This is a genomic window from Arthrobacter sp. Bz4 (assembly GCF_003075455.1).
Taxonomy (GTDB): Bacteria; Actinomycetota; Actinomycetes; order Actinomycetales; family Micrococcaceae; genus Arthrobacter_D.
The window spans coordinates 252,186-264,888 of record NZ_QDAE01000003.1 but is presented as its reverse complement, the minus strand read 5'-3'; the positions used below and the strand labels follow the sequence as shown (position 1 = coordinate 264,888).

Annotated in this window: 7 protein-coding genes and 2 pseudogenes; all 9 read left to right on the top strand. The window is 64.8% G+C overall.

What is annotated here, in order from left to right; genetic code table 11:
- Positions 1 to 35 precede the first annotated feature (35 nt).
- The 9 genes and pseudogenes from DDA93_RS04410 to DDA93_RS04370 all read left to right on the top strand — a co-directional run bounded on the left by DDA93_RS04410 (position 36) and on the right by DDA93_RS04370 (position 12,527).
- A complete protein-coding gene (locus DDA93_RS04410) occupies positions 36 to 1,805 on the top strand; it encodes a penicillin-binding protein 2 (RefSeq protein WP_019481343.1) in 1,770 nt (589 codons plus the stop codon).
- Positions 1,806 to 1,862: 57 nt separating this feature from the next.
- A complete protein-coding gene (locus DDA93_RS04405) occupies positions 1,863 to 3,542 on the top strand; it encodes a UDP-N-acetylmuramoyl-L-alanyl-D-glutamate--2,6-diaminopimelate ligase (RefSeq protein ID WP_116778136.1) in 1,680 nt (559 codons plus the stop codon).
- Positions 3,543 to 3,548: 6 nt separating this feature from the next.
- Positions 3,549 to 5,074 (top strand): annotated as a pseudogene (gene murF / locus DDA93_RS04400) (UDP-N-acetylmuramoyl-tripeptide--D-alanyl-D-alanine ligase).
- On the top strand, positions 5,071 to 6,174 hold the full coding sequence (mraY, locus tag DDA93_RS04395; protein WP_116778135.1) for a phospho-N-acetylmuramoyl-pentapeptide-transferase: 1,104 nt from the start codon (positions 5,071 to 5,073) through the stop codon (positions 6,172 to 6,174). The pseudogene murF and the gene mraY overlap by 4 nt, the downstream one beginning before the upstream one ends.
- Complete coding sequence (gene murD, locus DDA93_RS04390) at positions 6,171 to 7,736, top strand: UDP-N-acetylmuramoyl-L-alanine--D-glutamate ligase (protein WP_035747221.1); 1,566 nt, start codon at positions 6,171 to 6,173, stop codon at positions 7,734 to 7,736. The genes mraY and murD overlap by 4 nt, the downstream gene beginning before the upstream one ends.
- The gene (ftsW, locus tag DDA93_RS04385) at positions 7,736 to 9,037 is read left to right on the top strand and encodes a putative lipid II flippase FtsW (RefSeq protein WP_116778134.1); all 1,302 of its coding nucleotides are present in this window, start codon (positions 7,736 to 7,738) and stop codon (positions 9,035 to 9,037) included. The genes murD and ftsW overlap by 1 nt, the downstream gene beginning before the upstream one ends.
- 49 nt (positions 9,038 to 9,086) lie before the next feature.
- Positions 9,087 to 10,195: pseudogene (gene murG / locus DDA93_RS04380) on the top strand (undecaprenyldiphospho-muramoylpentapeptide beta-N-acetylglucosaminyltransferase).
- Positions 10,192 to 11,613, top strand: a complete 1,422-nt coding sequence (gene murC / locus DDA93_RS04375; RefSeq protein ID WP_116778133.1) for a UDP-N-acetylmuramate--L-alanine ligase — start codon at positions 10,192 to 10,194, stop codon at positions 11,611 to 11,613. The pseudogene murG and the gene murC overlap by 4 nt, the downstream one beginning before the upstream one ends.
- Before the next feature lie 134 nt (positions 11,614 to 11,747).
- A complete protein-coding gene (locus DDA93_RS04370; protein ID WP_237742088.1) occupies positions 11,748 to 12,527 on the top strand; it encodes an FtsQ-type POTRA domain-containing protein in 780 nt (259 codons plus the stop codon).
- Positions 12,528 to 12,703 lie beyond the last annotated feature (176 nt).

Sequence of the window (12,703 nt, the reverse complement as noted above, 5' to 3'; positions counted from 1 at the left end):
CGACGATCACCCGAAAGACACCGAAGGATATTGAAGTGGCTACAGCAACTGAGCACGACAAATTCCGGGTGGCTCTCGGCGCGAAAAGGCTACGCGTAGGTCTGGCCTTCGTCCTGATCCTCCTGCTGGTGCTGGGGGTCCGGTTATTTCAGGTGCAGGCGCTCGACCTCGGCGGCATGGCGCAGGCCGGACTGAATAAGCGGCTCGAATCGTTCCCGGTGCAGCCAATGCGCGGCGATATTCTCGACAGCAAGGGAAATTACCTGGCCCGCAGCGTGGAGCGCTTCGACATCGTGGTGGATCAGACCCTCGCCGAAGGCGACACCTTCGCCCGGATCAACGATGAGGGGGACCGCGAGGAGCTCACCATGGATGAGGGTTTTGCCGAGCTCTCGACGATCCTCGGCCAGGATGCGGCCACCCTCGAGGCGGCAATCATCGGGGACAAAAAGTTCGGGTATGTCGCCCAGGAAGTCACCCCTGAGGTCAAGAACGCCGCATTGGCCGTGCGGATGCCTGGTGTCTACGCCGACCCGGTCAGCCTTCGCACCTACCCCTCCGGGCCGGTCGCCGGATCAATCGTCGGGTTCGTTGGCGAGCAGAATGAGGGCCTCGAGCTCACCCAGGACGACCGGCTCACCGGCGAAGCAGGTAGCCGCACCTTTGAGATCGGCGGTGACGGCATCCGGATTCCCTACGCCACCAACGAGGATGTGCCGGCCAAGGACGGACAGTCAGTCAAGCTGACCATCGACCAGGATCTCCAGTGGTTTGCCCAGCAGACCATCGCCTCCCAGGTGGAGGAGTACGACGCCCAGTGGGGCAACATCGTGGTCGTCGAAGCGGATACCGGCGGCATTGTCGCGATGGCCGAGTCCACCACCATGGACCCGAATAACCCGGGAGCCACTGAACCCGAATTTCGTAAACCCCTCTCGGTCACCTCATCCTTCGAGCCCGGCTCCACCACCAAGCTGATCACCATGGCAGCAGGGCTGGAGGAGGGAATCATTGAACCCACCAGCGAATTCCTGTTGCCAAACACCTACACCGTGGACAACCAGACGTTCAAAGATGCTTTCGAGCATGGCGAGGAGCAGCGCACCGCCGCCGGAATCTTCGCCAAATCCATGAACACCGGAACGGTGATGATTGGTGAGCAGCTCAGCAAGCAACAGCGCTACGACTGGCTCACCAAGTTTGGGATCGGGCAGCCCCTCGATGTCGGTTTGAACGGTGAGACCAGCGGTATCCTCGCCCAGCCGGAAGAGTGGGACGACCGCCAGCAGTACACGGTGCTGTTCGGGCAGGGCCTCGCGCAGACTGCGCTGCACACCGCGATGGTCTACCAGACAATCGCCAACGACGGCGTCCGGCTGAAACCACGGTTGATCGATGCCTACATTGACCCCGACGGAACCGAGCACAAGGTGCCCCAGGACGAGGGCGTCGAAGTGGTCTCCACTGAAACCTCAGGCCAGCTACAGAAGATGCTCGAAACCGTTACCGTTGATGGCTCAGGTGCTTCGGGTGCGCTGGACGAATACCGCGTGGGATCCAAGACGGGCACGGCCGAAGCGCCAAGCGCTACCGGCGGCTACGACGGGTACACCCTCACCTACGCTGGCATGGCGCCAATGGATGACCCGGAGTACGTCGTGGTGGTGACGCTGCAGCGGCCGCAGGGCGATCTGTATTATCTGATACCGGGGGAGTCATTCCAAAAGGTAATGGAACAGGTGCTCAACGCCAGGAACGTCGCACCATCCACCGGCAAGCCCGAGACCTACCCCATCGAGTACTGACCCGGAGCAACACACGTGCCAACAATTGAAGATTCCGCCGCGCAACCCGATGCCGGGATGCGTCCAGCAGTAGTGGCTCCGGTCCCGCTGGCACAGGCATTCAGCGACCTTCCAGCCGGGTTGCCGACTGTCGAACCGGTTCCCGGGCACGACGACGCCGCCGCCCACGTCCGTGTGACCGGGGTGGCGATTGATTCCAGAATGATCAGGGCCGGGGATCTGTACATAGCCCTACCCGGTTCAGGCAGACACGGTGCGTCGTTCACCGCCGCCGCTCTGCGCTCTGGCGCCGTCGCCGTCCTGACCGACGAGGCAGGGGTGGAAGCCGCCGCAGCCGCAGCCGAACTGGTCGGCACCGTTCCCCTGTTCAGAGCTGCCCGCCTCAGGGAACTCGTGGGTCCACTGTCGGCGACCATCTTCAACAGTCAGCCGGCCGAAACGAGCCGGCCCGCCCTGTTCGGCGTCACCGGCACCAACGGCAAAACCACCACCACCTACTTCATCAATGCGTTGCTGGCGGGGCTGGGTCGGACCACCGGGTTGATGGGAACCATTGAGATCCATGCCGGCGGCCAACCAATCGCCAGCGCTCTCACCACCCCCGAATCGCCGCAGGTACATGGCATCCTCGGGTTGATGCGTGAACGGGGGATCGAAACCGCCGCCATGGAGGTGTCTTCCCACGCGATTGAGTACCGTCGGGTGGACAGCGTCCACTTCGACGTGGCCGGGTTCACCAACCTGACCCAGGACCACCTCGACCTGCACGGCACCATGGAGGAGTACTTTGCGGTCAAGGCTGAGCTCTTCGGGCGGGAACGGACGAGCCGCGCGGTCATCATTATCGACGACCCGTGGGGCCTGAAAATGGCCGAGGTGGCCGGGGCCGACGTCGTCACCCTCAGCACGAGCGTCACCCAGGACGACGACGCCCAGACGAACGACGGCCAGACGAACGACGGCCACACGAATTACGGCGGGACACCACCCGGCACCGCCGACTGGCAGGTTCGTAATGTGGTCAAACACGGGCTCGGCCACCGATTCTCGCTGCACGGACCAGCGGGGGAAGAACTCACGCTGCACTCGGGCCTGCCGGGTACCTTCAATATCTCGAACGCCGCACTGGCGACGGTAATGGTGCTCACCTCAGGGGTGGCCGCAGACGACGTGCAGCGCGCCGCGGACAGCGCCGATCCGTTCTCGGCAGCAGTACCAGGACGCATGCAGCTCATCGGCGACCACCCGGCAGCAATAGTCGATTTCGCCCACAACCCTGATGCTCTGGCCCGCACCCTGGAATCGGTCAGGCCTCCCGCCCCGGAGGCGAAGCTGATTGTGGTGTTCGGCGCCACCGGACAGCGGGACCAGACCAAACGTCCACTCATGGGGGCCACCGCCGCGCAGCTGGCCGACGTGGTGATTGTCACCGACGACGACCCCCACGATGAAGACGAGGCCGTGATCAGGCAGGGTGTCCTGGAGGGGGCGCTGAGGGCCCGTGACGCTGCCGAACGCCCGTGCGAGGTACTCGAAATTTATCCCCGTGCCGAGGCGATCGACCGCGCAGTGGCAATGGCCACCGCTGCTGATACGGTCCTGATTGCTGGGCGCGGCCACGAGGTCTGGCAGGAAGTCAAGGGAGTCAACCTGCCGCTCGATGACCGGGTGGAACTGGCCCGGGCGTTGACACGCTACGGATTCTCTGTCCACCCCAGCCACAGGATAGAATCCTAGACCGTCATGATTGAACTAAGCGCAGCCGAAATCGCGGCAATTACCAAGGGTCAGTTGACCCCCGCTGCCGCAGCACGGCAGACCCAGACCGTTAGCTCCGTCACCGTGGATTCCCGCGAGGTACAGGCCGGTGGCCTGTTCGTCGCCAAGCCCGGTGCAAACGCTGACGGTCACCAGTTCGTGCCGCAGGCCTTCCGTAATGGGGCTGTGCTGGCACTGCTGGAACACCCGGTGGCGAATGAGGACGCCGCTGGTGCTGGAGAGTACCCCGCCGTCGTCGTCGACGATGTGGTGCTGGCCATGGGCCGGCTCGCTGCCGCCGTGGTGGAAAGATTGCGCGCCCATTCGCCGCTGACGGTGATCGGCATCACCGGCTCGGCCGGTAAGACCACCACCAAGGACCTGCTGGCAGGCATCCTCAGGGAGCATGCCCCCACTGTTGCCCCGATCGGGTCCTACAACGGCGAGGTGGGCGTTCCGCTGACCGTCTTCAGCGCCGATTACGACACCAGGTATCTGATCATCGAAATGGGTGCCACTAAGATCGGGCAGATTACCTACCTTGCGGACATGGTCGCGCCCGATGTCGGTGTGGTCCTGGGAGTTGGCAGCGCCCACGCCGGAGAGTTCGGTGGAGTGGACAACATCGCCAAGGCCAAGTCGGAGCTGCTTCGTTCGCTGCCGGGAAGCGGAACGGCAATCATCAACGCCGACGCGCCCGGGTTTTGGCCATGGAGACCGTGACCGCCGCGTCCAAGCTCTACTTCACTTCCGACAACTCGCATCTCCCCGGCGGCGGACCAGTTGTTCGGGCCACCGGTGTCACAACCACCCCCGGTGGGCACCCATCATTCACGCTGGGCCTGCCCGGTCCCGACGGGTCCACCGAGCATCAGGTCACCTCACGGCTGATCGGGACGCACCAAATCACCAACCTCCTCGCCGCCGCATCAATTGCCGGGACGCTCGGCATCCCGGGCGCAGCCATCGCCGACGCCCTGTCGCGGTCGGAAGCACAGAGTCGCTGGCGGATGGAACGCACCGAACGCGCCGACGGCGTGACGGTCATCAACGACGCGTACAACGCCAATCCTGACTCAATGCGAGCCGCGCTTCGTACCCTGGCCGAACTAGGGCGGGGTCGCCGCACCTGGGCCGTGCTCGGCGAAATGCTCGAACTCGGCGACGAATCGATCACCGAGCACGACGCCGTCGGCCGGGTCGTGGTTCGGCTCAACATCACCAAGCTGCTCGTGATCGGGATGGGGGCCCGTGCTCTCTATAACGGTGCAGTCCTCGAGGGGTCCTGGGGGGATGAGGTCCTGTTCGCCGATGACGTCGCGGCGGCCGAGGAAATTCTCGCCTCGGTTCTGGAACCTGGAGACCTGGTGCTGTTCAAATCCTCCAACGGGGCGGGGCTTCGATTTTTAGGTGATCGGATAGCATTGTCCTCGACTGTTGCACCATCCACTGCCACGCCTGAACCATCAGAGCCCGGCCCAACTGACCTCCAAGGGGGGCCGCAGCTGTGATTGCGCTACTGATCGGCTCAGCCATGGGGCTGGTGCTGGCCCTCGTGGGTACCCCACTGTTTATCCGCCTGCTCGTGAACCGTGGCTACGGTCAATTCATTCGCGATGACGGCCCCACAGCCCACCACACCAAGCGCGGGACGCCCACCATGGGCGGCGCCGTCATCGTCGGTTCCGTCCTGATTGCCTACTTCGTCACCCACCTGCTGATGATCTGGGCCGGAGTCTCCACCGGGCCGTCCGTCTCGGGTCTGTTGCTGCTACTCCTGATGGTCGGCATGGGAATCGTCGGATTCTTCGACGACTACATCAAGATCTCCAAACAGCGGAGTCTGGGCCTCAGCGCCCCGGCGAAAATCGCGGGACAGACCCTCGTCGGCATCATCTTCGCCGTCCTTGCGCTTGGCTTCCCGAACGAAAACGGCAGGACGCCGGCCTCAACGGCCATTTCATTCATCCGCGACACGTCGATCGACCTGGCCTTCGCCGGCACCATCGTTGGCGCCGTCCTCTTCGTCATCTGGTCCAACCTCATCATCACCGCAGCCAGCAACGGCGTGAACCTCGCCGACGGTCTCGACGGCCTTGCGGCCGGGGCATCCGTCCTGGTGTTCGGCGCCTACATGCTGATGGGCATTTGGCAGTCCAACCAGAGTTGCGCACTCGACGAGGTCGCCAGGAGCGTCTGTTACACCGTCCGGGACCCTCTCGATCTGGCCCTCATCGCCGGCACCATGTGCGGTGCGCTGGTCGGGTTCCTCTGGTGGAACACCTCGCCTGCAAAGATCTTCATGGGTGACACCGGCTCGCTCGCCATCGGCGGCGCCATCGCCGGGTTCGCGATCCTGTCCCGCACCCAGTTGCTGCTCGTCATCCTCGCCGGGCTGTTCGTCATGATCACGCTGTCGGTGATCATCCAGGTCGGCTACTTCAAACTCTCCGGCGGCAAACGGGTGTTCAAAATGGCTCCGCTCCAGCACCACTTCGAACTCAAGGGTTGGCAGGAAGTCACAGTTGTCGTCCGGTTCTGGATTCTTGCCGGGCTATTCGTGGCCACCGCACTCGGAATCTTCTACGCCGAATGGGTGGTGCTGATATGACCGGAACCATCCCCGCGGGTGCCCGTGACCTCGATTCCCTGACCACCTGGGATGCCGACTGGAAAGGGCTGCGGGTAGTAGTCACCGGCATCGGCCTGTCCGGGTTCTCCGTCGCCGATACGCTCATTGAACTGGGTGCCCGCGTGGTGGTAGTCGACGGATCCGATTCGGCCGAGAACCGCGCCAAGGCGGACACGCTGTCGATCGTCGGTGCCGTGGACGTCCTCCTCGGCGCCGAACACGCAACGAGAATTCCGCTCATCGATGGCAGCCAGCCCGATCTGGTGGTCACCTCACCGGGCTGGACCCCGCAGCAGCCGCTCCTCAGGGCCGCAAAAGACGCAGGAATCCCGGTCTGGGGCGACGTCGAACTGGCCTGGCGGGTCAGGATCCGCGAAGGCCGCCCCACCGCCGAGTGGCTGACCATCACCGGCACCAACGGCAAAACCACCACCGTCTCTCTGGTGGAGTCGATGCTGCTGGCCGCAGGCCTCCGCGCCGTCGCCGCGGGCAACATCGGTACCCCCATTCTCGACGCGATCCGTGACCCGCAAGGCTACGATTTCATCGCCGTCGAACTGTCCAGTTTCCAGCTGCACTGGACCGGGTCCATCTCGCCGCTGGCGAGTGTGTGCCTGAACGTTGCGGAGGACCACGTCGATTGGCACGGTGGGTTCGATCAGTACACCGCCGACAAAGCAAAGATTTACGCCAATACCAAAGTGGCTTGCGTCTACAACGCCGAACAGCCCGCCACCGAACGGATGGTCGAGGAAGCCGACGTCATCGAGGGCTGCCGAGCCATCGGTTTCACCACCTCAACGCCGGCAGTCAGCATGCTGGGAGTGGTCGATGACCTCCTGGTGGACCGCGCCTTCATCGAACAGCGCAAGGATTCCGCTGTTGAGCTGGCTGCGATCAAGGACCTGGGGGAGCTGGTGCCCCGCCACCTGGTGGCGAACGCCCTCGCGGCCGCCGCAATGGTTCGGGCAGCGGGCGTCGAGCCGGCAGCGATCCGCGCCGGGATCCGGAACTACCAGCCCACCGAGCACCGGATCCAGCTCGTCTCCTCGCGGGACGGAATCCTGTGGATCAACGACTCCAAAGCGACCAATCCGCATGCGGCAGCAGCGTCCCTTTCGGCCTTCCACTCGGTGATCTGGATCGCCGGGGGGCTCTCCAAAGGCGTCAACTACGACCAGCTGGTGCAGACGCACGCGCAGCGACTCAAGGCGGTGGTGCTGATCGGCACCGACAGCTCGGACCTGATCGGTTCATTGCGCCGACACGCTCCGGATGTTCCACTGATCGAAGTGGCCCCGGGAGAGACTGAAGATGTGACGTTGGCCGACGATTCCACCCTCGCGCCCCTGGGCGAGCGGGTGATGGAATCGGCGGTAAGGGAATCTGCGCGGTTAGCTGGCGACGGCGACACCGTGTTGATGGCCCCGGCGGCAGCATCCATGGATCAGTTTTCCTCCTATGCTCACCGGGGCAAGGCCTTTATCGAGGCCGTCCAAGTGATCGTGGAAGGGCAGGCGAAGACCGCAAAGGAGTTCTAATGGTCACCACGCCCACCCGGCCAGTCCGTCGGAAGCCGGTGATGCGTCAGCATTCCCGAACGCCCTCTGTACCCGCCTCACCCAACACCCCCACACCTTCCACCCCCTCCGCTGAGGGCAACGCCCCGGCGAAGAAGGGTCTCCGCGCCCGCTTCGGACAGTTCTGGACGTACCTCGAAGGCAGCGACAAGCAGGCCAGCGGCGCCAGCTACTACATGATCCTCGGGTCGGCCCTCGCACTGACGGCGATCGGTCTGATGATGGTGCTTTCAGCATCTTCGGTGGAAGCGATCGCCGAGGGCAGCAGCGAGTTCGACCTGTTCCTCAGGCAGGCCACGTGGGCCGCCGGTGGGCTGGTCCTGATGCTGCTCCTGTCACGGTTCGGTGCGCGCGCCTACCGCATGATGGCGTGGCCGGTGCTCGGCATCGCGGTAGTTCTTCTGGTCCTCGTACTTGCCATTGGCGTGAACATCAACGGCAACCAGAACTGGATTCAAATCGGCGGCTTCACCATGCAGCCCTCCGAACCGGCGAAACTTGCCCTCGCCATTTGGCTGGCCAGTGTTCTGGCCCGCAAGGGGCGGCTGATCCGCAACTGGAAACACGCGATGATCCCAGCCCTGCCCCTGGGTGGGCTCCCGATCGGGCTGGTCCTACTCGGTGGTGACCTGGGCACCGTGATCATCATGATGATGATTCTCGCGGCGGCGCTCTTCTTCGCCGGGGCGCCAATGAAAATGTTCACCATCGCAGGGATCGCTGGTATCGCCGGCGCAATCGTCATGGTGCTGGTGAGTGGCAACCGCAGCGACAGGATCACAGCCTGGCTGCGGCTCAGCTGCGATGACGGTCAGGACCTGTGTCTGCAGGCCGACAACGGGCTCTTCGCGCTGGCGTCCGGCGGCTGGTGGGGAGTCGGTATTGGGCAGAGCCGGCAAAAGTGGAACTGGATTCCCGAAGCCCACAACGACTTCATCTTCGCGATCATTGGTGAAGAGTTTGGGTTGGTGGGCACCCTGGTGGTGGTCATCCTGTTCGGGATCCTCGCCGTCGCAACCATCAGGGTTGCCCGACGCTACACCGACCCCTTCGTGCGAATCCTGCTCGGCTCCATTCTGGTGTGGCTGATCGGCCAGGCGTTCGTGAACATTGGGATGGTCACCGGCGTCCTGCCCGTCATCGGTGTTCCGCTACCCTTCATCTCCTACGGTGGGTCGGCGCTGACCTTCACCCTTGGGGCGGTCGGAGTCCTGCTGGCCTTCGCCCGCAAATGCCCCCAGCACCAGATTCCGGCGCAGTAGCCGGGACCACTACAGATCCCCGTTCCACAGAAAGCGAACCAGCAGCCCGATGAGCACAAACCCCCTCTCGGTGGTCCTGGCCGGCGGCGGTACCGCCGGTCACATCAGTCCACTGCTGGCCATTGCCCATGCCCTGGCTGAACACGATCCTGACACCCGGCAGGTAGTTGTGGGGACTGCCGCGGGAATGGAGACACGACTGGTTCCGGCTGCGGGGTACCAGCTCGAGACGATTGACCGGGTCCCGATGCCTCGCCGCCCGTCGATCGACCTGGTGAAGCTCCCCACCCGGCTGATCCGCGCCGTCCGGCAGGCGCTGGGCGTACTCGACCGCGCGGAGGCCGACGTCGTCGTCGCGTCGGCGGTTACGTCTCCACACCCCTGTACCTGGCTGCGTGGCGCCGGAAAATCCCGGTAGTGATCCATGAGGCGAACGCCCAGCCAGGGCTGGCCAACCGGCTCGGAGCGCGGATTGCCACCACTGTGGCGGTCGCCTTCAAGGGCACCGGCCTCCCCAAAGCTCAGGTGGTCGGCATGCCGATGCGACGCAGTATTTCCACCCTCCACCGTGCCACCTCCCGGGCTGCCGCCCGCGCTGCCCTTGGGCTGAACACCACCCAGCCCGCACTGATCGTGACCGGTGGGTCGTCAGGGGCTGTCAGCATCAACCGGGCCGTCGCCGCCGTGGTGCCCCTGCTCGCGGCCGAGGGAATCCAGTTGCTGCACATTACCGGAGGCGGCAAAGGTGTGACGGGCGCCGATGGGCGACCGCTCCAGGCCGAAGGCTACCGCCAGATTGAGTACGTCGACGATATGGAAACTGTCTACGCGGCCGCAGACCTGCTGCTGGCTCGTGCGGGGGCCGCCACCGTGTGCGAGGTGAGCGCCGTCGGGCTGCCCGCAGTGTTCGTCCCGCTGCCGCACGGCAACGGAGAGCAGCGCCGGAACGCGGCGGACCTGATCACCGCGGGGGGCGCGCTGCTGGTCGACGACGCTGCGCTGACGGCAGACTGGTTGACCGGACACGTGTTTCCGTTGCTGAAAAACCAGGCCGCCCTCGACGCGATGGCCGCAGCCAGCGCCCGGCTCGGAGTGCGTGACGCCGATACTCAGATGGCCCGACTCGTCGTCGCCGCCGGACGCGGGGCACAGTCATGACCGGAACCACCCTGACCCCCGCCGATCTCGGGCGGGTCCATTTCATTGGCCTTGGCGGCGCCGGCATGTCGGCAGTGGCCCGAGTGTTGCTGGGCCAGGGCGTTCAGGTGTCCGGATCCGACGCCGCGGACTCGCGGGGCCTGCAGGCCCTCGCTGCCCTCGGGGCGCGTACCGCCGTCGGCCAGCGGGCCGAGAATGTTGCAGGCGTCGACACGGTCGTGATCTCCACCGCCATCAGGGCGACCAACCCCGAACTGGTGGCCGCCCAACAACAGGGCCTGCGGATCCTGCACCGGTCCCAGGCCCTGGCCGCCGCGATGTCCGGCAGGGAAGTGGTGGCGGTCGCTGGTACCCATGGCAAAACCACCACCACCGCGATGATCACGGTGATGCTGCAGTCCGCCGGGTTCGACCCATCTTTCGCCATCGGCGGTGAGGTCGCAGCGCTTGGGGTCAACGCGGCCTGGGGTGATGGCGGCGTCTTTGTTGCAGAAGCCGATGAATCGGATGGCTCATTCCTCAACTACTCGCCGCAGATCGCTGTGGTGACCAATGTGGAGGCAGACCACCTGGACCACTACGGGACGGCCGCAGCGGTGTACGAGGTATTCGACCAGTTCGCCGCCCTGCTGCCCGCCGACGACGGCGTGTTGGTGACCTGCGTCGACGACGCCGGTGCGGCAGCCCTCGCCGGACGGGTCGGCGACACCCGCAGGATCAGGACCTACGGATACTCGCCGACGGCTGACGTGCGGATTGGTGCGACCCAGGCCGTGGGTAGTGCCTCCACAAGCATGCTGTCGTTCTCAGTGGACGGACTGGACAGCGAGCAGGAACTCCAGCTGAACGTGCCCGGTGAACACAACGTGCGGAACGCGGCAGCAGCATTCTCCGTCGCCCTCGAACTGGGCGTCGACCCCGCCGCAGCGGCAGCCGGCCTCGCCACCTTCTCGGGCGCCGCCCGCCGGTTCGAGGCGAAGGGGGCTGGCAGGGGAGTGAGGGTTTTCGACGACTACGCTCATCACCCCACCGAAGTGACGGCGGCCCTGACGGCGGCACGCGCCGTCGCTGCCGGCCACCACGTGCACGTCCTCTTCCAGCCGCACCTGTTCTCCCGCACCCGGGAATTCGCGGTGGAGTTCGCCCAGGCGCTCAACCTGGCGGACTCGGCCACCGTACTGGATATATATGCGGCCCGGGAGGACCCGATGCCCGGCGTGACCAGCCGACTGATCACCGACCAACTCACCGTGCCCGGCGGGTACGCCCCGGATCCCGCAGCAGCCGTCAGGGCAGTCGTTGACCGTGCGGCCCCTGGGGACATCATCCTGACCGTGGGGGCGGGTGACGTCACCCAGTACGGTGCCGACCTCGTCGGCCTGCTCACCCTGCCCGACAACAGCGCCCGCGACTCATGAGCCGTCGCAAGCCGAAACCCCCCGGTGCAGGGGCCGAGGCCGGCGCGGGTTCCGAGCTGGCTGCGGGGTCAGGGACGGGGTCCGGCGCGCCGGCGCCTGTCCGGGTGCCACGGGTCACCAGCAGTAAGGTCTCGATGCTCAAGATCCCCGGGGACCCGTGGCTACCGGAGGAACCTGACGATGATGACACCGCCAATTCGGTGGTTGCCTTCCCTGAGCCGCCCAGGAAGCGTCGACGTCGGAATCTCATCCTGGGCCTCACCGGTGTGGTGCTACTGATGGCGGGGTTGCTTGCCTATCTCATTTTTTCGCCCGCCCTGGCGCTACGGTCCGTCGAGGTGAGCGGCAATACGCTCGTGACCACCGAGGAGGCCACGGCCGCCCTCGACCCGTTGCTGGGAACACCCCTGCCACAGATCGCCGACGAGGATGTCGAGCAGCTCCTCGAAGGGTTCGCACCGATTGAAAGCGTCACGGTGGCCGCCGTACCGCCGTCGGGCCTGGCGATCACCATTGAGGAACGGATACCGGTGGCGATCCTGCAGAGCAGCGAGCGTTTTATCCTCATCGATGCGGAGGGGCGCCAACTTGCCTCGGTTGCCGACCGCAATGCCGTTCAGCTGCCCCTCATCGATGGCGGCACCGATGCGGTAAACAGCGAAGTGTTTTCCTCGATCGCCGAGGTGCTCGACGCCTTGCCGGAGAGTATCCTGAATCAGCTCAATCACGCATCGGCGGACTCCGTGGATTCGGTCGAACTGTCCCTCGCCAATGACCAGACCATCTTCTGGGGTAGCTCGGACGAGAACCAGGCCAAGGCGCTGGTGCTGGAGGCGCTGCTATCAGGCCCGCAGACCGATCCGCCGGCCGAGGTCTTTGACGTAAGCACGCCGTTGAGTCCGGTCACTCGCTAAAGAATTATCCGACACGCGGGCTCGGTCATTGCAGATGAGTGCACCTGCCCATAGCGTCTTGAATAGAAGTTACTTGACATAACATTGACTTTCAAGTTGAGAGTTAATGTTGTCAAGGTGAAGGCTGGGAACAGATCCAGCCGGATCAGGCCCCACACAGCGCATTCGAACAAGGG

What these genes read in the sequence shown, in the direction of transcription:
- DDA93_RS04405 (WP_116778136.1), top strand. Translation starts at nt 1,863, where the DNA reads ATGCGTCCAGCAGTAGTGGCTCCGGTCCCGCTGGCACAGGCATTCAGC.
- ftsW (WP_116778134.1), top strand. Translation starts at nt 7,736, where the DNA reads ATGGTCACCACGCCCACCCGGCCAGTCCGTCGGAAGCCGGTGATGCGT.
- DDA93_RS04370 (WP_237742088.1), top strand. Translation starts at nt 11,748, where the DNA reads ATGCTCAAGATCCCCGGGGACCCGTGGCTACCGGAGGAACCTGACGAT.
- murC (WP_116778133.1), top strand. Translation starts at nt 10,192, where the DNA reads ATGACCGGAACCACCCTGACCCCCGCCGATCTCGGGCGGGTCCATTTC.
- murD (WP_035747221.1), top strand. Translation starts at nt 6,171, where the DNA reads ATGACCGGAACCATCCCCGCGGGTGCCCGTGACCTCGATTCCCTGACC.